At 58.6% G+C, this 25,625-nt stretch carries 21 protein-coding genes; 5 read left to right on the top strand and 16 right to left on the bottom strand.

The window, feature by feature from the left end:
- Window positions 1-64: 64 nt before the first annotated feature.
- The 9 genes from BLP10_RS12010 to ytfQ form a co-directional block, all read right to left on the bottom strand.
- Window positions 65-1,546, bottom strand: a complete 1,482-nt coding sequence (locus BLP10_RS12010; RefSeq protein WP_425286951.1) for an aldehyde dehydrogenase family protein — start codon at window positions 1,544-1,546, stop codon at window positions 65-67.
- A 102-nt stretch (window positions 1,547-1,648) separates the two neighbouring features.
- Complete coding sequence (gene mmsB, locus BLP10_RS12005) at window positions 1,649-2,848, bottom strand: multiple monosaccharide ABC transporter permease (RefSeq protein WP_091134684.1); 1,200 nt, start codon at window positions 2,846-2,848, stop codon at window positions 1,649-1,651.
- Between the two features lies 1 nt (window position 2,849).
- Window positions 2,850-4,379: a multiple monosaccharide ABC transporter ATP-binding protein gene (mmsA, locus tag BLP10_RS12000; protein ID WP_091135072.1), complete on the bottom strand. Its 1,530-nt coding sequence runs from the start codon at window positions 4,377-4,379 to the stop codon at window positions 2,850-2,852.
- Between the two features lie 93 nt (window positions 4,380-4,472).
- Window positions 4,473-5,537 carry a multiple monosaccharide ABC transporter substrate-binding protein gene (chvE, locus tag BLP10_RS11995; RefSeq protein ID WP_091134682.1) on the bottom strand — a complete coding sequence of 355 codons (1,065 nt, stop codon included), beginning with the start codon at window positions 5,535-5,537 and terminating at the stop codon, window positions 4,473-4,475.
- A gap of 287 nt (window positions 5,538-5,824) precedes the next feature.
- On the bottom strand, window positions 5,825-6,598 hold the full coding sequence (locus BLP10_RS11990) for a FadR/GntR family transcriptional regulator (RefSeq protein ID WP_091134680.1): 774 nt from the start codon (window positions 6,596-6,598) through the stop codon (window positions 5,825-5,827).
- An 18-nt stretch (window positions 6,599-6,616) separates the two neighbouring features.
- A complete protein-coding gene (gene yjfF, locus BLP10_RS11985) occupies window positions 6,617-7,573 on the bottom strand; it encodes a galactofuranose ABC transporter, permease protein YjfF (RefSeq protein WP_091134678.1) in 957 nt (318 codons plus the stop codon).
- Window positions 7,573-8,580 carry a galactofuranose ABC transporter, ATP-binding protein YtfT gene (gene ytfT / locus BLP10_RS11980; protein WP_091134676.1) on the bottom strand — a complete coding sequence of 336 codons (1,008 nt, stop codon included), beginning with the start codon at window positions 8,578-8,580 and terminating at the stop codon, window positions 7,573-7,575. The genes yjfF and ytfT overlap by 1 nt, the downstream gene beginning before the upstream one ends.
- Window positions 8,577-10,088, bottom strand: a complete 1,512-nt coding sequence (gene ytfR / locus BLP10_RS11975) for a galactofuranose ABC transporter, ATP-binding protein YtfR (protein WP_091134674.1) — start codon at window positions 10,086-10,088, stop codon at window positions 8,577-8,579. Before ytfR ends, ytfT begins: the two co-directional genes overlap by 4 nt.
- Window positions 10,089-10,180: 92 nt before the next feature.
- The gene (ytfQ, locus tag BLP10_RS11970) at window positions 10,181-11,143 is read right to left on the bottom strand and encodes a galactofuranose ABC transporter, galactofuranose-binding protein YtfQ (RefSeq protein WP_139165486.1); all 963 of its coding nucleotides are present in this window, start codon (window positions 11,141-11,143) and stop codon (window positions 10,181-10,183) included.
- 155 nt (window positions 11,144-11,298) lie between these two features.
- Between ytfQ and BLP10_RS11965 the strand changes: the two genes are divergently transcribed.
- The 3 genes from BLP10_RS11965 to rimO all read left to right on the top strand — a co-directional run bounded on the left by BLP10_RS11965 (window position 11,299) and on the right by rimO (window position 15,820).
- Window positions 11,299-13,032, top strand: coding sequence for an IlvD/Edd family dehydratase (locus BLP10_RS11965; protein ID WP_091134672.1), 1,734 nt, complete (start codon window positions 11,299-11,301; stop codon window positions 13,030-13,032).
- A 37-nt stretch (window positions 13,033-13,069) separates the two neighbouring features.
- Window positions 13,070-14,008 (top strand): dihydrodipicolinate synthase family protein, encoded by a 939-nt coding sequence (locus tag BLP10_RS11960; protein ID WP_091134670.1) that lies wholly within the window; start codon window positions 13,070-13,072, stop codon window positions 14,006-14,008.
- A gap of 495 nt (window positions 14,009-14,503) precedes the next feature.
- On the top strand, window positions 14,504-15,820 hold the full coding sequence (gene rimO / locus BLP10_RS11955) for a 30S ribosomal protein S12 methylthiotransferase RimO (protein WP_091134668.1): 1,317 nt from the start codon (window positions 14,504-14,506) through the stop codon (window positions 15,818-15,820).
- A gap of 534 nt (window positions 15,821-16,354) precedes the next feature.
- On the opposite strand, the gene BLP10_RS11950 is transcribed toward rimO, so the two are convergent.
- The 5 genes from BLP10_RS11950 to BLP10_RS11930 all read right to left on the bottom strand — a co-directional run bounded on the left by BLP10_RS11950 (window position 16,355) and on the right by BLP10_RS11930 (window position 21,801).
- The gene (locus BLP10_RS11950; protein ID WP_244510501.1) at window positions 16,355-16,990 is read right to left on the bottom strand and encodes a nicotinamidase; all 636 of its coding nucleotides are present in this window, start codon (window positions 16,988-16,990) and stop codon (window positions 16,355-16,357) included.
- Window positions 16,991-17,101: 111 nt separating this feature from the next.
- Window positions 17,102-18,184: a BMP family ABC transporter substrate-binding protein gene (locus BLP10_RS11945; protein WP_091134665.1), complete on the bottom strand. Its 1,083-nt coding sequence runs from the start codon at window positions 18,182-18,184 to the stop codon at window positions 17,102-17,104.
- Between the two features lie 92 nt (window positions 18,185-18,276).
- A complete protein-coding gene (locus BLP10_RS11940) occupies window positions 18,277-19,194 on the bottom strand; it encodes an ABC transporter permease (protein WP_091134663.1) in 918 nt (305 codons plus the stop codon).
- Entirely contained in the window at window positions 19,191-20,267 is a 1,077-nt protein-coding gene (locus BLP10_RS11935) for an ABC transporter permease (RefSeq protein WP_091134661.1), read from the bottom strand. The genes BLP10_RS11940 and BLP10_RS11935 overlap by 4 nt, the downstream gene beginning before the upstream one ends.
- Entirely contained in the window at window positions 20,257-21,801 is a 1,545-nt protein-coding gene (locus tag BLP10_RS11930) for an ABC transporter ATP-binding protein (protein ID WP_091134659.1), read from the bottom strand. The genes BLP10_RS11935 and BLP10_RS11930 overlap by 11 nt, the downstream gene beginning before the upstream one ends.
- A 148-nt stretch (window positions 21,802-21,949) precedes the next feature.
- Here BLP10_RS11930 and BLP10_RS11925 point away from each other — a divergent pair, with 148 nt between their 5' ends.
- Complete coding sequence (locus tag BLP10_RS11925) at window positions 21,950-23,155, top strand: UbiH/UbiF family hydroxylase (protein WP_091134657.1); 1,206 nt, start codon at window positions 21,950-21,952, stop codon at window positions 23,153-23,155.
- Here the strand turns inward: BLP10_RS11925 and BLP10_RS11920 are convergent.
- Window positions 23,152-24,123, bottom strand: coding sequence for an AEC family transporter (locus BLP10_RS11920; protein ID WP_091134655.1), 972 nt, complete (start codon window positions 24,121-24,123; stop codon window positions 23,152-23,154). The genes BLP10_RS11925 and BLP10_RS11920 overlap by 4 nt on opposite strands.
- Before the next feature lie 266 nt (window positions 24,124-24,389).
- Here BLP10_RS11920 and hspQ point away from each other — a divergent pair, with 266 nt between their 5' ends.
- Complete coding sequence (gene hspQ, locus BLP10_RS11915; RefSeq protein WP_091135065.1) at window positions 24,390-24,719, top strand: heat shock protein HspQ; 330 nt, start codon at window positions 24,390-24,392, stop codon at window positions 24,717-24,719.
- Between the two features lie 63 nt (window positions 24,720-24,782).
- Here the strand turns inward: hspQ and BLP10_RS11910 are convergent, their stop codons facing one another.
- Window positions 24,783-25,547 (bottom strand): invasion associated locus B family protein, encoded by a 765-nt coding sequence (locus tag BLP10_RS11910; RefSeq protein WP_091134652.1) that lies wholly within the window; start codon window positions 25,545-25,547, stop codon window positions 24,783-24,785.
- Between the last annotated feature and the right edge of the window lie 78 nt (window positions 25,548-25,625).

The raw sequence follows: 25,625 nt of genomic DNA, 5'->3' as shown, positions 1-25,625 counted from the left end.
TCGTTTCTGCAGAGACAGTGCTGGCGTTGCAGCGTGCTAACACTGCAACGCCTCTCATAAAGGCTTATTCGCTGCCTTTGGTCTTCGGTACGTAGGGACCATTGCCGTCGAAGACATATGCCGTCTTCACGGTGGTGTAGAACTCCTGAGCGTAGCGGCCTTGCTCACGCGGGCCGTAGGATGATCCCTTCCGCCCGCCAAACGGCACGTGATAATCCACGCCTGCCGTCGGCAGGTTCACCATCACCATGCCAGCCTCCGCATTGCGCTTGAAGTGGCTGGCATATTTAAGGCTCGTCGTGCAGATGCCGGACGACAAGCCGAACGGCGTATCGTTGGCGAGCTCCAGTGCCTCGTCGTAATTCTTCGCGCGGATTACGGTCGCCACAGGCCCGAAGATTTCCTCACGCGCAACGCGCATTTGATTGTCCACTTCCGTGAACAGAGCCGGTGATAGATAGAAGCCCGGGGCATCGCGCTTCAGGAGTTCGCCACCGGCGATCAGCTTGGCGCCCTCTTCCTGACCGATCTTGATGTATTTGAGATCCTGGTCGAGCTGACCTTGATCCACTACGGGACCGATATGGGTTCCGCTTTTCAGCGCATCATCGATCACCAAGCCCTGCATACGCTCCTGCATGGCAGCCACGAAGCGGTCATGGATGCCTTCCGTCACGATCAGGCGAGAAGACGCCGTGCAGCGCTGACCTGTTGAGAAGAAAGCGGAATTGATAGCGCATTCGACAGCCACTTTGAGGTCGGCATCGTCAAGCACCACCATTGGGTTCTTGCCGCCCATCTCGAGCTGAACCTTCTTCATCGGATCGGCGGTGATGCAAGTCTGGGCCACGCGACGCCCCGTCGGCACCGAACCGGTGAAGGAAATTGCGGAAACCTTCGGGCTCTGCAGCATGGCTTCGCCCACCACCGAGCCCTTGCCCATCACAAGGTTGAACACGCCCGCGGGCACACCGGCGCGGATGATGATCTCCGAGAGAGCATGCGCGGAGCCCGGCACGAGTTCGGCTGGCTTGAACACAACTGTGTTGCCATAGGCCAGCGCCGGGGCGATTTTCCAGGCCGGGATGGCAATGGGGAAGTTCCAAGGGGTGATGAGGCCAACGACACCCACCGGCTCGCGGGTAATCTCGACATCGATGGCCGGGCGTACGGACGGCACCTTCTCGCCCGCCATCCGCAAGCATTCGCCCGCGAAGAATTGGAATATCTGGCCTGCGCGGGTGACCTCGCCTATGCCTTCCGGAAGCGTCTTGCCCTCCTCACGGGAGAGCAGGCGTCCCAACTCATCCTTGCGGGCCATGATTTCATCGCCGACCGCTTTGAGAATGTCATGGCGCTGCTGGATGGTGGAGCGGGACCAGGCAGGAAACGCGGCATAGGCCGCGTCGATGGCGGCCTGAGCCTCTGCGGCGGAAGCGCGAGCGAACTCTCCGATCACGTCATTGGTGTTGGACGGGTTGAGGTTCGGCGACGCTTCGGACGCTCCAACCCATTCACCTGCAATATAGTTCTTCGTCATCGGCATTTCTCCATTCCGTGTACAGGCTCGAAAGCACCCTGCCCGCTTGCAAACAAAGCGAGCCGCACTCAGCGCCCCAGTCTCCCGCCATAAAGCGAGGGCTCTGTGTTACTTCTTCCGGTTATAGACGTCGAGGGATACGGCCGCGAGCAGCACGAGACCCTTGATCACTTGTTGATAGTCGATTCCGATGCCAAGGATCGACATACCATTATTCATGACCCCCATGACGAAGGCGCCGATCACCGCCCCGGTCACCTTGCCGACGCCACCGGTGGCCGAGGCCCCGCCGATGAAGACAGCCGCAATCACGTCGAGCTCGAAGCCGAGGCCCGCCTTCGGCGTCGCCGTGTTGAGTCGGGCCGCGAAAATCAGCCCTGCAAGGCCTGCCAGCACGCCCATGTTCACGAAGGTCAGGAAGGTGAGACGTTCCGTCTTGATGCCTGAGAGCTTTGCCGCCTTCTCGTTGCCGCCGAGAGCATAGATCCGGCGACCGATAGTCGTGCGATTGGTCGCGAAGGCATAGAGGATGATCAGGACAGCCATGATGACCAGCACATTCGGCAGGCCACGATATGTGGCCATGAGATAGCAGAAAGTGATCACAAGCAGGGCTAGAAGAACGTTCTTTGCCCAAAAAAGGCCGAACGGGGCCGTCTCCACATCATGCTTGAGCTGATTGGCTCGGCTTCTAACGCTGAAATAGACGATGGCGATGACACTCGCGATGCCGATAAAAAGCGCTGTGTAGTTGAACCCCTGCCCTCCAAAGATGTCGGGAATGAAGCCGGAGCTCAGGCGTTGGAATCCCACGGGGAAGGGCCCGACCGACATGCCGCCAAGGAGCGCAAGCGTAAGTCCTTTGAAGACGAGCATGCCCGCAAGAGTCACGATAAAGGACGGTACCTTGAAGTATGCGACCCAATACCCTTGCGCCGCGCCGATAAGGCCGCCGACAGCCAAGCAGGCGATGGTCGTGGTGACCGGATCAAAGCCCCATTTCACCATCATCATGGCTGCCAGACCACCAACGAAGCCGACAATCGAGCCAACCGACAGATCGATATGCCCAGCTACAATGACCAGCAGCATGCCCAATGCCATGATGACGATGTAGCTGTTTTGCAGAACGAGGTTCGTAAGGTTGAGCGGTCGCAGCAGGGTTCCGTCCGTCGCGACCTGGAAAAACAGCATGATGACCAGGAGTGCGAGCAACATGCCATAGTCCCGGAAATGAGCCTTGATGAACTCCAGCCACGACGTCTTTTGCTGAGGAACGTGAATATCGTCCACGGTTCTCGTATCCATCTCAGCGCCTCCCCGACTTGACGATCGCGTGCATGATTTTTTCCTGTGAGGCCTCGGCAACATCGAGTTCGGCAATCATGGCCCCCTCGTTCATGACGTAGATCCTGTCGCACATGCCTAGAAGCTCAGGCATTTCAGACGAGATCATGAGGACCCCCTTGCCGGCATCCGCCAGCCCGTTGATGATCGTATAGATTTCGTATTTCGCGCCCACATCAATGCCGCGGGTCGGCTCGTCCAGGATCAGGATCTCCGGATTGGAGAAGAGCCACTTGCTCAGAACAACCTTCTGCTGATTGCCGCCAGAGAGGTTCACAGCCTCCTGGAACACGTTGGACGAGCGGATCCGCATCTTGCCGCGATAATCGTTGGCTACGGCCAATTCGCGAATATCGTCGATGACTAGATTTTTCGACACGCCCTCCAGATTGGCCAAGGTAATATTCTTGCGAATGTCTTCTTCGAGAATGAGGCCGTAAGTTTTCCGATCCTCAGTGGCATAGGCGATGCCGTTAGCGACGGCTTTCTCCACCGAACTGACGTCAATCTCCTTACCGTGAAGACGGACCTGCCCTGAAATGTTCTGGCCGTAGCTGCGGCCGAAGAGGCTCATGGCGAATTCGGTCCGCCCTGCTCCCATCAATCCCGCGATGCCGACGATCTCGCCACGTCGGATGTTCAGGTTGACGTTCTTGACGACCTGCACATGTGAATGAAGCGGATGGTGGGCCGACCAGTTCTCAACTTGGAAAATCGTCTCCCCGATGCGCGTCTGTCGCTTTGGATAGCGGTCCTCCATGGTGCGGCCGACCATCCCACGAATGATCCTGTCTTCGCTGATTTCCCCAACATGACAGTCGAGCGTCTCAACAGTGCCGCCATCCCGAAGAACTGTAATGGAGTCGGCAACTTTGGTGATCTCATTGAGCTTATGGGAAATCAGGATCGAAGAGATGCCCTGAGCCTTGAACTGCAGAAGAAGGTTCAGGAGCGCATTGCTGTCCTTCTCATTTAGGCTCGCTGTCGGCTCGTCCAGGATCAGCAGCTTGACCTTCTTGGAAAGTGCTTTGGCGATTTCCACCAATTGCTGCTTGCCGACACCAATATTGGTGACCAGCGTTTCCGGCGACTCGCTCAAGCCCACGATCTTGAGCAACTCCTTCGTGCGGGAAAAAACCGCTGACCAGTCAATAACGCCAAACCTCGCTTGTTCATTGCCGAGGAAGATATTTTCCGCAATCGACAGGAGCGGCACCAAGGCTAGTTCCTGGTGAATGATGATGATACCGAGTTCTTCACTGTCCGAGATGCTCTTGAAGCGTCGCTCCTGCCCCTCATAGATGATCTCCCCGGAATAGGAGCCATGCGGGTATACACCACTCAGAACCTTCATGAGTGTCGACTTTCCTGCGCCGTTTTCGCCCACAAGCGCATGAATCTCACCCGCCTTCACGGTGATATTGACGTTGTCGAGCGCCTTCACGCCCGGAAACGTCTTAGTGATCCCTCGCATCTCAAGGATCGCGTTCATGCTCAAACCCCAAGCAGTTCGAAAAGGACCAAAGGCCCTTCCAAAAAGAAGCGGAGACCCTTTGCTTTTGCGCAGGGTCCCCGTGTTCAGGTCTTATTTGAGCTGGTCTTCCTTGTAATAGCCGCTGCCGACCAGGACTTCCTTCCAATTGGAGGCATCGACGCTTACCGGCTTCAGCAGGTATGCCGGAACAACCTTGACACCGTTCTCGTAGGCTTTCGTATCGTTGACCTCAGGCTGCTTGCCCGACAAAACGGCGTCCACCATATTCGCCGTCACCTTGGCGAGCTCACGAGTGTCCTTGAACACTGTGGAGGTCTGTTCCTTGGCAAGGATCGACTTGATTGAGGGTATCTCGGCATCCTGGCCGGTGATGACGGGCATAGGCTGCTGCTGCGAGCCATAGCCAACACCTTTCAGCGAGGAAATGATGCCGATGCTCAGGCCATCGTAGGGCGAGAGAACCGCATCCACACGTTTGTCTGTGTAGTAGGCGGAGAGCAAGTTATCCATACGGGCCTGAGCAACCGCGCCATCCCAGCGAAGGGTCGAGACCTTGTCCATGCCCATCTGTCCACTCTGCACCTTAAGCTTGCCGCTCTTGATGTAGGGGTCGAGTACCGACATGGCGCCGTTGTAAAAGAAGTAGGCGTTGTTGTCGTCCGGGGAGCCGCCGAAGAGCTCGATGTTGAAGGGGCCCTTGCCCTCTTTCAAGCCAAGCGCTTTCTCGATATAGCCGCCCTGGAGAACGCCCACCTGGAAGTTGTCGAAAGTGGCGTAGTAGTCGACATTCTTAGAATTGCGGATCAGGCGATCATAGGCGATGACCTTGATGCCCTTGTCCGCAGCTTGCTGGAGAGCATCCGACAAGGTTGTGCCGTCGATTGAAGCGATCACGAGCACCTTCGCACCTTTGGTGATCATGTTTTCGATCTGGGCGAGCTGGTTTGGAATGTCGTCTTCAGCATACTGAAGGTCGATATTGTAGCCTTTCTCCTTCAGCACCTTGACCATGTTGTTGCCATCGTCGATCCAACGCGCGGACGACTTGGTGGGCATGGCGACGCCGACGGTGCCCTTATCCTGCGCGAGAGCTGGGTTCAGCAGGCTTGTCGCTCCGAGAGCAAGTGCTGCGAAAGCGGTCGTGAAAGTCCTCAAGGTCGTTCTCCCTTTTCGTTTCTGCGTCCGAGCCGAACCGTGCAGGCTGTTTCGGCTCATATCTAGAGTTCGGATACGACGGGCCTAGGCGGCTGAGGGCTGTTGCTCGAAATGAAGACTGTCGCCCTGGCGCCGGCGTCCTGGGAGGGCCCTTCTGCGGGAGCCCTTGCAGATCGCATATCAGGCGATCTGCCTGCGTATGTCACGCACTCAATCGCCCAATAATACTATAATACTATTTTGAGGCAGAGAACAGCCATGTGGCTCATGCGGAGGTCGTCGAGGGTTCACTCGCTAGAAAAAGCGTGTGTCTGAATGGCAGTCAGAGCGCTTTCGCCGTGCTTGATGCGGATACGTTCGGCCGCCTGCATGATCAGGAACGACATGGCCTCGCTGGCAGCAACGGGATTCTGTTGTTCGATGGCGTCGAACACCGCCTGATGCTGCTTCATGACCGTCTCAAAGCGATCGTCACTCGAAACTGGGGAGCTGATCGTGAAGGACGTCGCGAGCGCAGCGCCGATGACCGAGCCGATGGACTGGAGGAAGGGGTTGCCCGAAGCCTCGAGTATAGCCTGATGAAAGGCCAAGTCGGCCTTGGTGAAGCCTTGCCGGTTAGTGGCGCAACCATACATGGCTTGAAGGGCCACTCTCATGCTTTCGAGCTGTTTCGCACTCCGGCGCAGGGCGGCGGTTGCACAGGCAAAGGGCTCTAGCGTTTGCCTGATCTCGAAAAGCCAGCCCAGGAACTTCGCATCGACCCCCATCTCGAGATGCCATTCGAGGATATCGGCATCGAACATATTCCAGTTATGACGATCGAGAACCTTGGTGCCGACCTTGGTCTTGGACTCGATAAGGCCTTTCGCAGCAAGGGTCTTCAAGGCTTCGCGCAAGGCGGTACGGGAAACGCCGAACAGCTCCATCAGCTCGGCATCGCCGGGAAGGATGCTGCCAACAGGGAACCGGCCCCTCATGATATTCTGGCCGATGCCGTGGGCCACGAGATCGTGGGCAGATCGCGTCCTTGCTGGCTTCTGTAGATCGTTTGCCAAAACCATGGTGATGCTCACGAAACCCTACCGTGTTCGGACCGATGCTGCCGACAGCCCCCTTTGAAGAACGATGAAGGCGAAGAGCAATGCGCCGATCGCGATCTTTGTCCACCAGGAACTCAACGTTCCCTCGAAGGTGATGTATGTCTGGATCAACCCCTGAATAAGCACGCCGACCAGCGTGCCGATGATCGTCCCGGAACCACCTGTCAGAAGAGTACCACCGATGACGACAGCGGCAATCGTGTCCAACTCGACCCCAGTTGCTGCAAGGGAATAACCCGCAGAGGTATAAAAAGAAAAGACGATTCCGGCCAAAGCAGCCAGAAAGCTCGACAGCATGTAGATCCTGATGGTTGTCTTACCTACCGGAACGCCCATCAACTGCGCCGAGGTTCGATTGCCGCCGAGCGCGTAGACATTCGCCCCGAAGCGGGTGAAGTGAGCGAGAACGACGCCCGCTGCGAATACCAGAAGCATGGTAAGCGCAATGAAGGTTAAGCGCCCTCCTCCCGGAAGTGGGAAAGCAATATCGGTAATGTCGCTATAAGCCGACGCGTTGATGGGTATCGAGTCCGTGGTGAGGACGAAGCACATGCCGCGCGCCAGGAACATACCTGCCAAGGTGACGATGAAGGCCGGTATCTGGAAAGCATGGATCAGAAGCCCCATGCCGGCTCCAAAGAGAGCTGCGATCACAAGGATCAGCACAAAGGCAAGATAAGGATTGAGCCCGTATCGCTCGATGGCAAGTGCCAGGAAGACGCCAGTAAAGGCGATGACAGATCCGACCGAGAGATCGATCCCGCCCGAAAGGATGACGAAGGTCATTCCTACGGCAACGATGCCGAGGAAGGCGTTATCGGTGAGAAGATTACCGATAACGCGCGTGGAGGCGAAGCTCGGGAACTGCGCCAGGCAGATCAGGTAGCCGGCGATGAAGACAGCAAGAGTCATCAGGACTGGGAGGTGGCGGCGCATCAGGTTTTGGTCCTCTTCCAGACGGCCACGAGTCCCGACAAGATGGGCGCCTGTGCCAGAAGCACGGCCAACACGACGATGGCCTTCACAATCAGGTTGTACTCGGGTGGATATCCGCTGAGCAGGATACCGGTATTCATGGCTTGGATAATGAGCGCGCCAACGACCGAAAGTCCCAGGCTGAAGCGCCCGCCGAAGAGCGAGGTGCCGCCGATAACCACTGCCAGAATGGCATCGAGCTCAAGCCAAAGGCCCGCATTATTGGCGTCCGCGCCGCGAATATCAGCTGTAACGATAAGGCCCGCGATGGCAGCACACAGGCTGCACCACATGTAGACTGCAATGGTGACCGCTTTCGTGCCGATACCTGCATATGCGCTGGAGCGCACGTTGGCGCCGATTGCTTCGATGAAAAGGCCCAACGCGGTGTAGCGAACCACGATATGGGTGACGACCAGCATTACGAGGGCGATCACAACCGGCATCGGCAACATCAAAAATGAACCGCTACCGATGGCAGCAAAGCCATCGCTGACGAAGGTAATGATCTGCCCTTCCGTTATGAGCTGGGCAAAGCCGCGTCCCGCCACCATGAGAATAAGTGTTGCGACGAAAGGTTGAATCTCAAGAACAGCAACGAGAATGCCATTCCATAAGCCGCAGGCGAGCCCAATTCCCGCCGCCGCAGCCAGAGCGACTGGAAGCGGATAGCCTTGCGCCGTCATGCTGGCGGCCATGGCACCGGCAATGGCCATCACGGCGCCGACGGAAAGATCGATACCGCGAGTGGCGATGACGAGAGTCATTCCAAGCGCCAGGATCGCTACAGGAGCGCCGCGGTTGAGAACATCGATCAGGCTGCCAAAGAGGCGCCCGTCCTGGAGACGAATGGCGAAGAAATCGCGAAATACCAGCCAATTGATGAGAAGGACGACCAGAAGCGCCGCTACCTGTGGAAGGCCCTTGGGAAGCATACGAGGAACATTGGCCTGCACGACACTGCTCATTGATGGCTCGCGATTGTCGTCATGATGGTGTCCGCATTGACTTCGGCTCCGGATAGTTCACGCACATGCTTTCTGTCGCGAAGCACCACGACTCGGTCGCTGTAGGAGGCGATTTCTTCGAGTTCAGAGGAGATGACGAGCAGGGCGAGGCCATCCTCACAGAGGCGCTCGATCAGCCGGATGATCTCCGCATGCGCTCCCACATCGATGCCACGTGTCGGCTCGTCTAGAATAAGGAACCGCGGCTCCGTAGCGAGCCACCGGGCCAGCAGTGCCTTTTGCTGATTGCCGCCGGAGAGAAGGCCAATGGGCTTTTCCGCGTCGGGCGTGCGAATGTCGAGGAGCTTGATGAAGCGATTGGCGATTTCATCCTGCTTGCGCCGGGGGATCTGATGCAGCCATCCGCGCTGCGCCTGCAGGGCAAGAATGATGTTCTCGCGGATCGACAGCTCGGCGACGATCCCTTCTGTCTTGCGGTCCTCCGGCGTGAATCCGAACCGCAACCGGGCGGCATCCCGTGGAGAGGCTATGCGCACAGGTTTGCCATCCACGAAGGCCTGACCGCTCTCAGCTTTCTCAATGCCGAAAATCAGTTTGGCGGTTTCCGTGCGACCAGAGCCGAGAAGCCCGGCAAGCCCGACCACTTCCCCGGGTCGAACGGCCAGATCGAACGGCTCCATGAGGCGGCGCTTGCCGTAATCCTTGAAGGCAACAAGAGGCTCTTCGGTAACGGCTGGACGTTGGTTGCGATGGAGCGCTTCGGCTGCCAATTCACGCCCGAGCATCATCGAGACCAGCTCGATGCGGGGCAGAGAGGATGTCGGGCGAGACCCGACCAGGCGCCCGTTGCGCAGAACCGTGATGCGGTCGCACACAGCGTAAACCTGATCGAGGAAATGCGTAACGAAGATGATGCCGATACCGCGCTCTTTGAGGTCCCGCAGGATGCGGAAGAGAGTCTCTACTTCCTGCGCATCGAGGCTCGCAGTCGGCTCGTCCAGGATCAACACCTTGGCGGAAAGATCGACGGCTCGCGCGATGGCTACGATCTGCTGAATCGCAACGGAAAAGCTGCCTAACGGATCGGTGACATTGATATCGAGACCGTAGGCGGACAGGATTTCTGCGGAACGGCGGCGCATCTCGCCTGTACGGACGATACCGAAACGGTGCGGCTGACGACCAATGAACAGGTTTTCGGCGACAGACAGGTTGGGCAGGAGATTGACCTCCTGATAGACGGTACCGATCCCCAAGGAGAGAGCATCCGCCGGATCGCGCGCCTCAATGTCCAAACCGTCGAGACGAATGGTTCCGCCATCGCGCCTGAATACGCCGGTCAGCACCTTGATCAGCGTGGACTTGCCGGCGCCATTCTCACCAAGGAGACCATGTATCTCACCTGCATAGAGCGTGAAATCCACATGATCCAAGGCCTGAACGCCAGGAAATCCTTTTGTGAGCTCCTTGATCTCCAGAAGATCGGAACGCTCGTTCAGCAGCGGCATGGCTTCCCCAAATCTAATGATGAACCGCCAGCGGCAGCGGCACATGAGAAGCGGCAGGCTTGGTTGCGCCTGCCGCTATCGGGTTGAAGCAATTAGTAGAGTTCCTTGCGCTTCTCGTACTCAGCTGAGGCCGTCTCGGGAGTGAAGACTTTGGATTCAGTTTGAATCCACTTCTTCGGCATCGTGCCGTCCTTCTTGAAGGCCGCGAGCGCATCGAGAGCCGGACCAGCCATATTGGGCGTCAGCTCCACGGTGACGTTCGCCTCACCATCGGCCATCGCCTTGAAGATATCCGGCACACCGTCGATGGATACGATCTTGATGTCCTTACCTGGCTTCAGGCCAGCTTCCTTGATGGCTTGGATGGCGCCGATGGCCATGTCGTCATTATGGGCGTAGACGGCGCAGATGTTCTTGCCGCCGCCTTCCGCCTTGATGAAGCTCTCCATGACCTCTTTGCCCTTGGTGCGGGTGAAGTCGCCGGATTGGGTACGGATGATCTTCATGCCTGGATTGGCTGCTACAACCTGATCGAAACCTTTCTTGCGGTTGATCGCTGGGCTTGATCCGACCGTGCCCTGCAGCTCGACCACATTGCATTTGCCGCCGGTTTCCTTGGCGAGCCACTCACCGGCCACCTTGCCCTCATAGACCGTATCGGAGGTCACTGCGGTGAGATATAAAGACTCGTCCTTTGTCTCGATGGATCGGTCGAGTAGAACGACCGGGATTTTTGCTTCCTTGGCTTCTTTGAGCACCGCATCCCAGCCGGTTGCTACGACCGGAGCAAGAAGGATGGCATCGACCCCTTGTGCAATGAAAGAGCGAACGGCACGGATCTGGTTTTCTTGTTTCTGCTGGGCGTCTGAGATCTTCAGGTCGATGCCGCGCTTGTCCGCTTCGATCTTGGAGACCTTCGTCTCTGCTGCACGCCAGCCGGATTCCGAACCGACCTGCGAGAAGCCCACGGTCATTTTGCTCTGAGCGTAAGCCACGCCGGACGACAGCATCAGCGCAGCCATACCGATTGTCGTCAGAAGATGACGAGCCTTCATGCGTTTTCTCCCTCTGCATTCTTTGATTTTAGACTTTAGCAGCCTTAACAGCCACCTATTTATCATATTATATACAGCGAGAATGACAACCATCCGACGTTAGTCGTAGCCGCAAATTTTCTTTTGAGCCCTGACGCAATTTTAAGGCGATAGGAATGACCGAAGACAAGAAACGCCAACTACGAAGCCAAGCCTGGTTCGGCCGTCAGGATAAGATGGGCTTTTATTATCGCTCCTTCCTGAAGAACAGCGGCTTCCCTCAGGACCAGTTCGAAGGCCGTCCGGTTATCGGCATCTGTAACACTTGGTCGGAGCTGACACCCTGCAACGCCCATTTCAGAACCATCGCGGAGCATGTCAAATACGGCGTTCTCGATGCTGGCGGGTTCCCATTGGAGTTTCCCGTATCCTCGCTCGGCGAGGTCACCATGCGTCCCACTGCCATGCTCTTTCGCAACCTGGCGGCCATGGACGTGGAGGAAGCCATTCGCGCCCATCCGCTCGATGGCGTCGTGCTGCTCATGGGCTGCGATAAGACCACCCCTGCCCTGTTAATGGGTGCAGCCTCAGCCGACTTGCCGACGATCGGTGTCTCCGGGGGGCCGCAGCTACGTGGCGTGTATCGCGGCAAGTATATCGGATCCGGCACGAACATCATTTCCATGAGCGAGCAGTTGCGCGCCGGGGAAGTAACTCTTCAGGAGTTCCATGAAGCCGAGGGCGCTATGAACCGCTCCGCAGGTCACTGCATGACCATGGGTACCGGCTCGACCATGGCTTCAATGGTGGAAGCGCTCGGAGTGGGGCTTCCTGAGAATGCTGCCATTCCCGCAGCTGACGCCCGCCGCAACCACTTGGCCCGAATGGCTGGGCGGCGCATTGTCGAAATGGTCAACGAAGATCTTGTTCTCTCGAAGATCCTGACACGTCAGGCTTTCGAAAACGCGATCCGCACACTCGCAGCCATTGGCGGATCCACGAATGCCGTCGTCCACCTGCTTGCCATGGCAGGCCGGTCCGGCATCGAACTGACCCTGGACGATTTCGACCGGCTCGGCCGCGACGTTCATTGTCTCGTCGACCTCATGCCGTCCGGGCGCTTCCTGATGGAAGACTTCTATTATGCCGGCGGCCTGCCCGTTGTTTTGCGAACGCTTGGGGAGAAGGGTCTTCTGCATAAGGACGCACTCACTGTGAACGGCAGGTCTCTCTGGGAAAACGTGAAGGATGCGCCCTGCTGGAATCGCGAGGTCATCACAACCTTCGAAGATCCTTTCAAGCCTGAAGCCGGAATAGCAATCCTGCGAGGCAACCTTGCGCCTAACGGTGCGGTCATAAAGCCCTCAGCGGCCTCGCCTGAACTCATGAAGCACACTGGCCGTGCGGTGGTGTTCGAGACGATCGAGGATTTGCATCATCGTATCGACGACGCCACGCTCGACATAGACGCGACCTGTATCATGGTGCTGAAAAATTGCGGCCCGAAGGGCTACCCCGGCATGGCTGAGGTCGGCAACATGCCATTGCCGCAGAAGCTTCTTAAGAAGGGCGTGCGCGATATGATCCGCATATCGGATGCGCGCATGTCAGGCACGGCTTACGGCACTGTCGTTCTGCATGTCGCCCCGGAAGCTACAGCAGGCGGCCCACTGGCATTCGTCCAGAACGGAGACCTCATCACGCTGGACGTGGCGGCTCGCAGCCTGCACCTTCATGTGGACGCAGAAGAGCTGGAGCGCCGACGCGCGGCTTGGACGCCTCCGGCACCGCACGCAACACGCGGCTACCTGAAAATGTACCTCGATCACGTGATGCAGGCAGATAAAGGCGCGGATCTCGACTTCCTCGTCGGGAAATCCGGCGCGCCCGTCGCACGGGACAACCACTAACCTCTTTCTTCAACAGGCAAGCTTTCAGGGAGAAATCATGTCTTTGCTCGGCAGGTCTTCGGTCCGCCCTTACCGTGGCGTCTATCCGGTCGCCCCGACCATTTTCAGCGAGGAGGGCCAACTCGATGTCGAAGGCCAGAAGCGTGCCGTCGACTTCATGATCGATGCCGGCTCAGATGGCGTCTGCATCCTTGCAAACTACTCTGAGCAGTTCCTTCTCACCGATGCCGAACGCGACATGGTGATGCACACTGTGCTCGAGCACGTTGCCGGACGGGTTCCGGTGATTGTCACCACAAGCCATTTCTCGACTGGTATCTGCGTCGACCGTTCCAAGCGCGCTGAGGCAGCCGGCGCGGCGATGGTGATGATTATGCCGCCCTTCTTCGGCGCAACGCTTCGCGTATCGGAGCCGGGTATCTACGAGTTCTTCCGCCGCGTGTCCGATGCCATCAGCATCCCGATCATGATCCAGGACGCGCCCATGGCGGGCACCTCCCTGTCTCCATCGTTCCTGGCGCGGATGGCCAAAGAGATCGTCAATGTCTCCTATTTCAAGATCGAGGTGGCAGGCACGGCCAACAAGCTGCGCGAGATTATCGCGCTCGGCGGCGATTCCATTGAAGGTCCATGGGATGGTGAAGAGGCGATCACTCTCATGGCCGATCTCGATGCCGGCGCGACAGGCGCCATGACAGGTGGCGGATATCCGGATGGCATCCGCAAGATCATCGATCCCTATTTCGCAGGAAACCGCGAGGAAGCCGCTACAGCCTATGAGCGGTGGCTACCCCTCATCAACTACGAGAACCGCCAATGCGGACTCTCGGCAGCCAAGGCCCTCATGAAGGAAGGTGGCGTGATCAAATCTGAAGCCGTTCGCCACCCGCTTCAGCCGCTGCATCCAGAAACCCGCAAAGGCCTTATCGAAATCGCCCGACGCCTTGATCCGATGGTACTTCGCTGGGGTCGATAGATCTAAACAGATACGACTGACAGAGCGGTGCGGCGGGTCCCTGCCGGGCCGCTCGGGTTTGGAAGCATCAACGCCCCTGAGAGCAGCATGACCGTGGTCTGAACGAGCCCGAAGAACGGCCTCGGCAAGGCAGGCTTTCATACCGGAGGGGAGCTTGTGCCCGGAATGGCCAAGGCGCAACAACCTAAGCCGTTCAAGAGCTTAGCCGCCTTGAGAGATTAGGCCGCCTGGGCACCCCGGTGTTGTAAAAACGGGTGCTCTGTTGTAAGGCATTCGCGCGTTTCAGTCGCGTGCTCCTTTTGAGCGCCTGCGCGAAGCGTGGCATCGACTTGAGAAGGCAGCCTTGAAAAGGCTGCGAAGTCACGGTTTCGCAGCGCGCATAACAGCTTGCGCAGCGCTTCCGAGCACAGGCTCCCCTGCCCTGATTTCGCACCAAGCCGCACTTAAGTGGGCGCTTTCCGATGTCTGTACGGTCTCTAGATTGGAATTTCGCGGATGAATGCTCCCGCACCCAAAGTCTCGTTCGTATCCCTGGGCTGCCCGAAGGCCCTGGTCGATTCCGAGCGCATCATCACGCAGCTTCGCGCTCAAGGTTACCAGCTGACCAGGGAGCATGATGGGGCTGACGTGGTCATCGTCAACACTTGCGGCTTTCTTGACAGCGCCAAGGCGGAGTCCTTGGAGGCTATCGGCGAGGCCATGGCCGAGAATGGCAAGGTCATCGTCACCGGCTGCATGGGCGCCGAGCCAGAGCAGATCCGTGAGCATTTCCCGAACGTTCTCGCGATTACTGGTCCGCAGGCCTACGAATCCGTCGTGTCTGCCGTTCATCAGGCTGCCCCTCCTGCGCACGATCCCTTCATCGATCTCGTACCGCCCCAGGGCGTAAAGCTGACACCACGCCACTATGCCTATCTGAAGATTTCAGAGGGCTGCAACAATCGCTGCACCTTCTGCATCATCCCGAAGCTCCGCGGCGATCTCGTCAGCCGCCCCATCGGCGATGTGCTGCGCGAAGCCGAGAAGCTCGCCAGAGCGGGCGTGAAGGAAGTCCTGGTGATCTCGCAGGACACCAGCGCTTACGGTCTCGACATCAAGTACCAGCCCAGCATGTGGAAGGACCGCGAGGTCCGCACGCGGTTCTACGAACTCGGCAAGGAACTGGGCGAGCTCGGCATGTGGGTGCGCATGCACTACGTCTACCCCTACCCGCACGTGGACGAGATCATCCCGCTGATGACGGAAGGCAAGATCCTTCCCTATCTCGACATTCCCTTCCAGCATGCCTCGCCTTCCGTTCTCAAATCGATGCGCCGCCCCGGCAACCAGGAGAAGACCCTGGAGCGCATCAAGAAATGGCGCGAGATATGCCCGGACCTCGCCATCCGCTCCACCTTCATCGTCGGCTTCCCTGGCGAGACGGAAGAGGATGTGAATCTCCTGATGCAGTGGCTGGAAGAGGCGAAGATCGACCGCGCCGGATGCTTCCAGTATGAGCCCGTGCAAGGCGCGCCCGCCAACGACATCGCTGGCGCAGTGCCGGATGAGGTGAAGGAAGAGCGCTGGCATCGTTTCATGCAGACGCAGCAAAAGGTCAGCGCCGGACTGCTCAAGGCACGCGTCGGCAAGACCTTGCCCGTCATCATCGACGAACAGGGTGCCACGGTCGCAACGGGCCGCACCAAGTATGATGCCCCAGAGATCGACGGCGTGGTCTATGTGGCTTCGAAGACCCCTCTGAAGCCGGGCGAGATCGTCAACGTGAAGATCGAGCGCTCAGATGAGTACGACCTTCATGGGGCGATCATATAACCTAGCGTAGTACGCGCCCGCTTTCTGATATAAGATATCAGAAAGCGGAGGCACGGCATTTGAAAGTACAACGTATATTCTTGCTTATTCCAAGAACATGGCTTGGGCGAATCTTAGGAACTTTAATTACCCTTGGAATAATTTCGAGCCCAGTTCTAAGCGCATTAGCTCTTAATGAATTTCGCCTTTCGCGATTTGCTTCACAACTCCAGGACCTACCGCTTCCGCAGAATTCTGTGGTTATAGCCAGAGGTTCTCGAGTTGGGACAGGCATAGGACTAAGCAACGGAGATTATTGCAGCTTCGAGGCGGTGGTTGTGGTTGAGGCGTTCATCCCCAACAATCTAGAAGTAGAGTTTCAACAACAGATAGCCTCGGCGCTGTTAAGACCTGCTAGTTCAGCAGTACAGGGGGCGCCTAAGTTTCAAATCTATAAGAACGATTTTCTATACACGATATTGCTGCGAGACGGTCCCTACTCTTCCAACCTCGATCCTCGATGCTGGTAGTCATACAAGCTTCTCATACTTATACCTAACGTCGTCTAATCTGCTCACTGCTGATGAGACGAACTCCAGCAGCCTCCAAATCCTTCTTTGCCTTAGCGAGCGAGCCATTCGTATCGATGGCCCGCGAGGCATCCTCGAACAGATATGTTTCAAAACCAGCCGCCGCGGAATCGAGCGCTGTCCACGCCACACAGAAATCCATCGCCAAGCCGGCGCAGAACACGCGGCGAAAGCCGCGCTCTTTGAGATAGCCGTCCAGCCCCGTAGACGTTTTTCTGTCTGCCTCTTTGAAACCGGAATAGCTGTCGATGCCAGTATTGTACCCTTTGCGGATGACCAGCTGCGCATGAGGAATGTCGAGATCGCGAGAGATTTCCGCACCCTCCGTTCCCTGCACGCAATGGTCAGGCCACAGTACCTGCGAACCATAATGCAGGTCGGCAGTCTCGAAGGCTTGCCTGCTTGGGTGCGACGACGCGAAGGAAGCGTGTCCCTCGGGATGCCAATCCTGCGTCAGAACCACATGCCGAAAGGCTCTTGCGAGCCGGTTGATCGGCGCAATCACCGCATCACCATCGGGCACAGCTAGGGCTCCGCCGGGCAGGAAGTCGTACTGAACATCTACAACGATCAGAACGTCCGTGTCACACGGTTCGATCATAGCCTGCTCACACATTCATGCTCCCCTTCGGCCATACGAAATAATAGCGACTTAAACAAAAAAGGCAGCCGAGCAACCCGGCTGCCTTTCTCATACAATGAATGCCGTCGCTTATTGCGGAATCTTGTCCTCGATGCCCTTCACGTAGAAGTTCATGCCGAGGACCTGCTCGTCCGAGAGTGCGCCGTTGCCTTTGCACTCGATCTCCTTGCCATCCTGGCCGATGACCGGGCACTTGAAGGGGTTCAAGGTGCCGGCCTTGATGGCGGCCTCAGTCTCCTGAGCGAGCTTCTTCACATCATCGGGCATGTTCTTGTAGGGCGACATGACGACCATATGGGAGTCGATGCCGCCCCAAACGTCTTGCGACTTCCAGGTGCCATCGAGAACGGCCTTGGTACGCTCAACGTAGTAGTCATTCCAGTTGTCGACGATGGCGGTCAGCTGGGCCTTGGGAGCGAAGCGCTCCATGTCGGAAGCCTGTCCGAAGCCGAACTTGCCACGGGCCTCGGCTGCCTGGATCGGCGCCGGGCTGTCGGTGTGCTGGGCCAGCATGTCGACACCCTGGTCGAGGAGAGCCTTGGCGGCATCACCTTCCTTGGCAGGATCATACCAGGTGTTGGCGAAAACGATCTTGATCTTGACGTCCGGGTTCACCGACTGTGCGCCGAGATAGAACGCGTTGATGCCAGCGATCACTTCCGGAATCGGGAAGGCGCCCACATAGCCGATGGTATTCGACTTAGTCATCTTGCCCGCGATCTGGCCGATGATGTAGCGGCCCTCGTGGAACTTTGCTGCATAGGTCGCCAGGTTCGGGGCGCGCTTGAAGCCGGTGGCATGCTCGAACTTGATGTTCGGGTACTTCTTGGCGACCTTCAGGGTCGGCTCCATGAAACCGAACGAGGTCGTGAAGATCAGATCGTGACCGGTGCGCGCGAGCTGCTCGATAGCGCGCTCGGAATCGGCCTCCGGCACGCTTTCCACGAAGGTGGTCGTGACCTTGCCAGGGAAGGCCTTCTCGATGGCCTGACGGCCCTGGTCATGCTGATAGCTCCAACCGTGGTCGCCAACCGGGCCGACATAGATGAAGCCGACTTTGATCTTGTCCTTGGCCTGCGCCAAGGCGCCGGTTGCCGACAGGGCAGCAACAGCGACACCTGCCACGGCTCCAAAGAGTTTACATGAAAACATGCTCGTTCCCTCGAGGTTAGATTTCCAAACATCCCTTGCAGGTCTGTTAAGCTCTGGCAAGAATTCCTTTGCTCACAATATCATCACTTTGCCTATCGGTCAGGCACGAACGGCGTCCCCAAGGACCCCGGGGCTCCGATAGCCCTGCCATGACGCAACGACAAGAGAAGAAGCGCGATGATCGTCGCGAGATAAGGTACAGCCGAGAGCACCTGCGAAGGCACCCCGAACTGAGCCGCCTGGGCATGCAGCTGCAGCACCGTCGCTGCCCCGAAGATATAGGCTCCGATCAAGAGCCAACCCGGCCGCCAAGCTGCGAAAACCACAAGTGCGAGAGCGATCCAGCCTCGCCCCGCTGTCATTCCGGGCGACCAAAAGCGGGTATAGACAAGTGCAAGATATGCTCCCGCCAAGCCCGCACAGGCACCGCCGAACAGGATTGCCAGGAAGCGGGTGCGCAGGACAGGAAGGCCAAGGGCATTCGCCGAAGTGTGGTTCTCGCCAATGGAACGCAATGTCAGGCCTGAGCGTGTGCGGGTGAGGTAAACCGCGATCAGGATCGTGAGCGCGAAGGATGCGTAAACGAAAAGATCCTGCTCAAAAAAGAGGCGGCCAATGTAGGGGATATCGCTCAAAATGGGGACATCGACATGCGGAATGGGATCGCGCCGGGCGCCCACGAAAGGAGCGCCGATCAAACCGGACAAGCCTAAGCCGAAGATGGTCAGCGCCAGTCCGGAGCCGACCTGGTTTGCGGCAAAGCCCAAAACCACCAGAGCGAACAATGCCGCCATGAATGCGCCCGCCAGGATGCCCGCCGCGACGCCAAGCAGCGTGGAGTCGAAGCTCACGGCGGCAGCAAAGCTACAAGCCGCGCCCATGGCCATCATGCCTTCGACGCCAAGATTGAGAACGCCCGCTCGTTCCGTGACGAGCTCGCCCAAGGCAGCGATCAGAAGCGGCGTTGAAGCAGTGACGATAGTGAGCAGAATGGCCTCGAAAATGGTCATTTGCCCCCTCCCCGTGCAACAAGACGAATGCGGTTGCTGACCAAGGCGTCGGCGGCCAGAACGCAGAGCAGCAGGATGCCTTGGAAGGCCTGCGTGAGATCAAGCGGCAGTTTCAGCATGATCTGCGCGCTCTCACCGCCGATGAATGTGAGCGCGACAACGAGCGCCGCGACGAGAATGCCGATAGGGTTGAGCCGGCCCAGGAAAGCAACCGTAATGGCCGTGAAGCCATATCCCGGGGAGATCGAAGGCTGGATCTGCCCGATCTGTCCCGATACCTCCGTAATACCGGCCAATCCCGCGAGACCGCCGGAAATCGCGAACACGGCCATGACCGTCGCCTTGGAGCTGAAGCCGGCGAACCGCGCAGCGCGCGGGGCGTCGCCCGTCAGCTTGAGGCGATAACCGAAAAGGGTTCTGCCCAGAACGACCGCTGTAACAGCGACGGCTATCAGCGCGAACACGAAGCCGTAATGAACGCGACCCGCCTCCAGAATGGGGGGTACGGTTGCAGCCGTATCGAAGGTCACCGATTGGGGAAAATTGAAACCTTTGGGATCGCGCCAGGGACCTCGGGCCAGGTAATCGAGAGTCAACTGAGCCACATAAACGAGCATGAGGCTGGTCAGGATCTCGTTCACGCCGAAGCGGGTCTTCAGGAAGGCCGGGATCAGGCCATAAAGCGCACCGCCGATGACGCCGAGGATCAGCATGAGCGGCAGCACCCATGTCCCGGCATCGGTGCCATGAGTTTTCAGCGCCAACCAGCTGCCGAAGATTGCTCCCATAACGTATTGGCCTTCGGCTCCGATGTTCCAGAGGCTGGCGCGAAAGCAATAGGACAAGCCGATAGCGATCAGGGCAAGCGGCGTCGCCTTGACGAGCAGCTCCTGCAGCGACCACGGATCGCTCAGGGGCTGGAGTACATAGACGTCGAAGGCATCGATCGGCGAACGGCCCATGAGCCAGATGACAAAGCCCGCGATGAGAAACGACGTGATGAAGGCCGCAACCGGCGCAAGAGCACGCGCGACGGGAGAAACCGAAGTACGGGGCGTGAGCTCAATCCGCATGAGCGCCCCCTTGAGCTTGAGCCACGCCTAGCATTTCAAGGCCGATCGCCTCCTTGGTCCATTCGCCGATGGGCTTCTGCGGGCTCAGCATTCCCTGATGGATCACCGCCATCTGATCGGCCACCTCAAACAATTCGTCGAGGTCCTGGCTCACAACCAGGACGGCACTGCCGTCACGTGCCAGATCAACAAGCGATTGGCGAATGAGGCGCGCTGCACCTGCGTCCACTCCCCATGTCGGTTGATCGACGATGAGTAGCTTTGGCTTGCGGATGATTTCGCGCCCGATCACGAATTTCTGCAGGTTGCCGCCGGACAATTTGCGCGCCTGCGGGTCCCCTTCGGGGGTACGGACATCGAAACTTTTGATGATCGTGCGGGCCAATCGCTTGGCGGCATTGAGAAGGATGAAGCCGGAACGGACCTCGGTCGATGCATGAGAAATCAGCGTGTTCTCGCTCAGGCGATGCGTTGGAGCCGCCGCATGACCGAGACGCTCCTCGGGAACGAATGCGGCTGAGAGCCGGCGACGGGCCTCGATCCCCATCCCTCCGCTCGGCTTTCCGGCGATGGTGATGGCATCGTTCCGCTCCGCTAAGCGCTCGCCCGAAAGCGCTGCGAACAATTCGCTCTGGCCATTACCCGCAACACCTGCAATCCCGACGACCTCGCCCGCACGCACCACGAGATTGATGTCCTTCAAGGCCTGCCCATGGAGTCCTACGGGCGGCATATCGAGATTGCGAACTCGTAAGACTTCACCCTGAGGTGTATGCGGTGCGTCGGTGCGGATGTCTCCAACTTCGTTGCCGACCATCAGAGCCGCGATTTCCCGCGCGGTACTCGCGCGCGGATCAATTGTTGCTACCACGCGCCCTGCCCTCAGGATCGTGGCACGGCGGCAGAGGCGGCGCACCTCTTCGAGCTTATGAGAAATGTAGAGGATCGAGCACCCTTCCGCCGAGAGCTTGTCCAGGGTGACGAACAGATGCTCTGCCTCCTGCGGCGTCAGAACGGAGGTAGGCTCGTCGAGGATCAGCAGGCGAGGATTCTGAAGCAGGCAGCGAACGATCTCGATGCGCTGGCGCTCACCGGCCGACAGGGTCCAGACGGCCCGGTCGGCATCGAGGGCAAGACCATAGGTGCGGCTTATTTCGCTCAAGCGGTTGCGAACATTGGCAAGGCTCCACTCCCCGGAGAGAGCGACAGCGATGTTCTCGGCAACTGTCATCTCTTCGAAAAGGGAGAAGTGCTGGAACACCATTCCCAGGCCAAGGGTCCGCGCCTCGACGGGGGAGCCAATGGAAACGGGCCTGCCTTCCCACCGGATTTCACCGGCACTGGGTTCGATCACGCCATAGAGAATTTTGACCAGTGTCGACTTACCGGCTCCGTTCTCCCCAAGCAGCGCATGGATTTCGCCTGGCTCGATGGAAAGATCTATGCCGTCATTGGCGAGAAGGTCGCCATAGCGCTTGCTGATCCTTATAAGCTCGACAAGGGGTGGCCCAGATGATGATACGTCTGCCTTCACGCAAGCGACTCTGACTTAAAAATGGAAGACGGTCCGACAAGAACCAAGGATAACGATCATAGGGATGCCCTACATAGGTCGGCAATGGCGAATCCATGGTTTATTGTGAGTCGGCAAGCCACTTGCCATCAGATGCCGGGGAAAGTTCTTGAGCAGGAAAAGCTATAGCATTGCTGTTGTCGGTGCGGGAGCCGTCGGCTTGAGCGCAGCGCTTGCGTTCGCCCGGGACGGTTTCGAGACCGTTCTGATCGGGAGGCTGGACACGCGCCGGGATGGACGGACTGTCGCCCTCCTCAATGGCTCCATCCGTTTTCTGGAAGCCTTAGGCGTATGGCCGTCGCTCATCCCCGAGGCTGCGCCTCTTCAGACCATGCGTATCGTCGACGATACCGGCAGCCTGTTCCGCCCACCCCCGGTTTCCTTCTCCGCCCGCGAGATCGACCTAGACGCCTTTGGCTGGAATATCGAGAACGCCACTCTCGTGGAAGAACTTGCCGAGTCCGCGCGAGCTTATGAGAACCTGACCATCCTGACTGAGCAGGCCACGGATTTCCGGGCTGAAGCAGACCGGGCCGTCATTGTGCTGGCCGACGGCTCGGAGGTCGAAGTGAACCTCGTCGTGGCCGCCGACGGACGCAACTCCAGACTCCGCCAAATCGCCGGGATTGAGACACAGACATGGTCCTACCCGCAGACGGCTCTCGCCGTACTCCTGGCCCATGACCGTGAACACCGGGAGACCTCCACCGAGTTTCACACCCGAAATGGACCCTTCACGCTCGTTCCTCTGCCTGGCAAGCGCTCAAGCCTTGTCTGGGTGACCAGTCAGAAGCGGGCAGAACAGCTTTCCAAGCTCGACGATCAAGCCCTGGCATTGGCTGTCGAGCGGCAGGCTCAGTCGCATCTCGGAGCCATGCGTGTTGATGGCCCGCGTGGCTTGGTGCCGATGAGCGGGTTGTCGGTCAATCGCTATGGTGCCCCTCGTCTGGCGCTTGTTGGAGAGGCTGCGCATGTCTTTCCCCCTATTGGCGCGCAAGGCCTCAACCTCGGATTCCGGGACGTAGCTTCATTGCGGGATGCGGTGGTGGATGCCCTCGATAACGGCCGCGAACCCGGCTCGTCCGAAACCCTTCGCCAGTACCAGCTCAGTCGCGATCTCGACGTCCGCCTGCGGACAGCTGCCATCGATGGCCTTAACCGGACGCTCCTCACCGGCTTACTTCCGGCAGATCTCGCCAGGGGCGCCGGTCTTCTGGCCCTCAGCAGGATCGGCTTTTTGCGCCGCGCTGTCATGCGCGAAGGCGTGCTTCCTCATATGGGAGCCCCTCGCCTGATGCAGGACGCCTCGGCTTAAGGGAAGAGATCGTAAGGAAGAGCGCCGGTCTTGGTGGTGAGGTAGAGCACTGCCGTCAGGGTGAAAATCGACACCAGGGTGCCTATGAGCACGCAGGCCGAGGCGCGTTCGACGCCCACATTGTACTGGGTCGAGATGACGAAGATGTTCAGGGCCGGCGGCAGGGCCGCCATGATCATCGCCGCATAGGTCCAAGTCGGACCGAAATCCCCTAAGGCCGACAGCACCACCCAGACCAGCAGCGGGTGCAGGATGAGCTTGATCAAAACCAGCGCCGGCACCTCGCCCGGAATACGGCCCAGGGGTCGGAGCGCGACGGTAACGCCGAGCAGGAACAAGGCACATGGCGCAGCGGAGCCGGACAACCATGTAATGATCTGGTCGATCGGTCCCGGCACTTGGAGATGGAGATAGCTTGCAGCGATGCCGAACGCCGTGGCCACATTGAAGGGATGCGTCACCACCCGCAAAACGATCCGCCGGATCGTAGCCGACAGGTTCAACCTCTCCACGCCAGCCACCGACATGAGCAACGGCACAATGGAAAACAGGAACAGATTGTCGAACACGAAGATAAGAACGACTGGCGCGCTTGCGGCTGGCCCGATCGCTGCCAGGATCAGCGGCGGTCCCATGTAGCCGATATTGGAATACGAACCCGCCACGCCCTGCATGACCGATTGCGGCAAATCCTTCGTGTGCCGCCAACCGGCCACGAAAGACAGAAGAAACGCACAGGCCGTGGAGAAGGTCGTCGCCGCGATGAACGACCAATTGGCAAGCTGATCCAAGGGCTTGTCAGCGATCAGGCGGAAGAACAGGCACGGTAGAGCGACGTAGATCAGGAAGAACTGCATCCAGGCCAAGCCGCTCTCAGGCTGCTTGACGATTTTTCCGCAGAAGAAGCCTAGCCCGATCAGGCCGAAAAATGGGGCGAGCAGATTGAAAAGCCCGATCAGGTCGGACATCGCGGGCTCCCTATGCGAAGGATGGAAGAGTGGGCCGAGGAGACTATTCTTCTCGCAAGGTTCTAACCCTGCAGCAATCCCATCCCGGGAGGAGCACTAGACCGAAAATGCAATGCTCGCACGCCCTTCCCTAGGGAAACGATCAGCCTCCCAGGCCTGTCTGGAAAGCAAGTGTTTGATAGGGCTCTCTGAAATGTGACGGCCTCCGATTTGGAGATTCGCCGAGGTGTGGCTATATCCAGGTCCAAGGAGTTAGACCAATGCCCATGAAAGCGAGTTTAGCAAAATTCGCAATCGGCCAGGTGGTCAGGCATCGCCTGTTCGACTTCAGGGGCCTCATCTTCGATGTGGACCCGGAATTCGACAACACGGAAGAATGGTGGCTGTCCATCCCCGAGGATGCCCGCCCTCGCAAGGATCAGCCTTTCTATCACCTCTTCGCCGAGAACGCGGAAACCGAGTACATTGCCTACGTGTCCGAGCAGAACTTGATGCTGGACCATTCCGATGAGCCTCTGCGCAATCCCATGATCGAGGAAATGTTCGTGCGCCAGCCGAACGGGGGTTACCGGGCCAAGCCGATGCTCGCCAATTAATTCAAATCAAAACGAAAAACGCCGGGCAAATCGCCCGGCGTTTTTTGTTGCAGGTAGTGTCAATCAGGGCTTCGGAGCAGCCTGGGCACTCGGAGCAGCAGCGCCGCCCTGGCTCTGGAGCATCTTCTGGCGCATCTCTTCGCTCTTCTTCTGGAGCTCTTCCTGCAGCTTCTTCTGCTGCTCTTCGAGCACCTTCGGATCGATCGGAGGACCGTCGAAGGACTTGGCGAAGCCTGCAGCCGGAACGGCGAAGGTGATCTCGCGGCCGACCTGGTTCTGAACGCTCACGTTCAGGTTCGCGCCCTTCTTGAGGGAAGCGATGAAGTCGTCCTTTACCGGAGCCTCAGCGAAGCAGCCGTTGGGCAGGCACATCACGAAGCGGCCGGGGGTCGCCTGACCCTGGTCGACAGCAAAGCGCAGTCCGGGCTGCAGAAGCAGGCCGAGCGGCATCACAAAGCGAACAACCTTCTGAGCCTGCTGGCCCTTCACGTCGTAGACGGCGAGAGCGAGAACCGGCTGGCCCTGATCCGAGACGAAGTCACGGGTGGTGTAGCAGATCTCGGTGTTGGTGTTCTGGTCCTTGCCGCAGACCTTGGTCCACTCAGGCTGGGACGGCTCAGCCTTCACCTGGACGACCGTGGGGCCGGCAGGCTGCTGGGCCTGTGCAGGCTGACCGGCGGCCGGAGCAGCCGGGCGCGCAGGCTGGGCGGCGGGAGCTGCAGGCTTCGGCTGGGCCTGAGCGAAGGCGGGTGCGCTGGCGAGAAGGGCCAGGGCAGTTGCCAGGCCGTAGGTGCCCCCCAAGCTCGCGATGCGTGTCGCGATTGACATATCGTTACTTCCTCTTCAGTCGAAAGGTTCGGCTCTTGAATGGACCGCAGGAGATCGGCGTTCTTAAACCTGTAATGG

It is taken from the genome of Microvirga guangxiensis, from assembly GCF_900102135.1.
GTDB lineage: Bacteria > Pseudomonadota > Alphaproteobacteria > Rhizobiales > Beijerinckiaceae > Microvirga > Microvirga guangxiensis.
This window is presented reverse-complemented; position numbering and strand designations above follow the sequence as displayed.

What these genes read in the sequence shown, in the direction of transcription:
- yjfF (WP_091134678.1), bottom strand. Translation starts at nt 7,573, where the DNA reads ATGCGCCGCCACCTCCCAGTCCTGATGACTCTTGCTGTCTTCATCGCC.
- BLP10_RS11950 (WP_244510501.1), bottom strand. Translation starts at nt 16,990, where the DNA reads ATGATCGAACCGTGTGACACGGACGTTCTGATCGTTGTAGATGTTCAG.
- BLP10_RS11960 (WP_091134670.1), top strand. Translation starts at nt 13,070, where the DNA reads ATGTCTTTGCTCGGCAGGTCTTCGGTCCGCCCTTACCGTGGCGTCTAT.
- mmsB (WP_091134684.1), bottom strand. Translation starts at nt 2,848, where the DNA reads ATGGATACGAGAACCGTGGACGATATTCACGTTCCTCAGCAAAAGACG.
- BLP10_RS11965 (WP_091134672.1), top strand. Translation starts at nt 11,299, where the DNA reads ATGACCGAAGACAAGAAACGCCAACTACGAAGCCAAGCCTGGTTCGGC.
- BLP10_RS11910 (WP_091134652.1), bottom strand. Translation starts at nt 25,547, where the DNA reads ATGTCAATCGCGACACGCATCGCGAGCTTGGGGGGCACCTACGGCCTG.
- BLP10_RS11935 (WP_091134661.1), bottom strand. Translation starts at nt 20,267, where the DNA reads ATGCGGATTGAGCTCACGCCCCGTACTTCGGTTTCTCCCGTCGCGCGT.
- ytfT (WP_091134676.1), bottom strand. Translation starts at nt 8,580, where the DNA reads ATGAGCAGTGTCGTGCAGGCCAATGTTCCTCGTATGCTTCCCAAGGGC.
- ytfQ (WP_139165486.1), bottom strand. Translation starts at nt 11,143, where the DNA reads ATGAAGGCTCGTCATCTTCTGACGACAATCGGTATGGCTGCGCTGATG.
- BLP10_RS11940 (WP_091134663.1), bottom strand. Translation starts at nt 19,194, where the DNA reads ATGACCATTTTCGAGGCCATTCTGCTCACTATCGTCACTGCTTCAACG.
- BLP10_RS11920 (WP_091134655.1), bottom strand. Translation starts at nt 24,123, where the DNA reads ATGTCCGACCTGATCGGGCTTTTCAATCTGCTCGCCCCATTTTTCGGC.
- BLP10_RS11945 (WP_091134665.1), bottom strand. Translation starts at nt 18,184, where the DNA reads ATGTTTTCATGTAAACTCTTTGGAGCCGTGGCAGGTGTCGCTGTTGCT.
- rimO (WP_091134668.1), top strand. Translation starts at nt 14,504, where the DNA reads ATGAATGCTCCCGCACCCAAAGTCTCGTTCGTATCCCTGGGCTGCCCG.
- BLP10_RS12010 (WP_425286951.1), bottom strand. Translation starts at nt 1,546, where the DNA reads ATGCCGATGACGAAGAACTATATTGCAGGTGAATGGGTTGGAGCGTCC.
- mmsA (WP_091135072.1), bottom strand. Translation starts at nt 4,379, where the DNA reads ATGAACGCGATCCTTGAGATGCGAGGGATCACTAAGACGTTTCCGGGC.
- ytfR (WP_091134674.1), bottom strand. Translation starts at nt 10,088, where the DNA reads ATGCCGCTGCTGAACGAGCGTTCCGATCTTCTGGAGATCAAGGAGCTC.
- BLP10_RS11990 (WP_091134680.1), bottom strand. Translation starts at nt 6,598, where the DNA reads ATGGTTTTGGCAAACGATCTACAGAAGCCAGCAAGGACGCGATCTGCC.
- hspQ (WP_091135065.1), top strand. Translation starts at nt 24,390, where the DNA reads ATGAAAGCGAGTTTAGCAAAATTCGCAATCGGCCAGGTGGTCAGGCAT.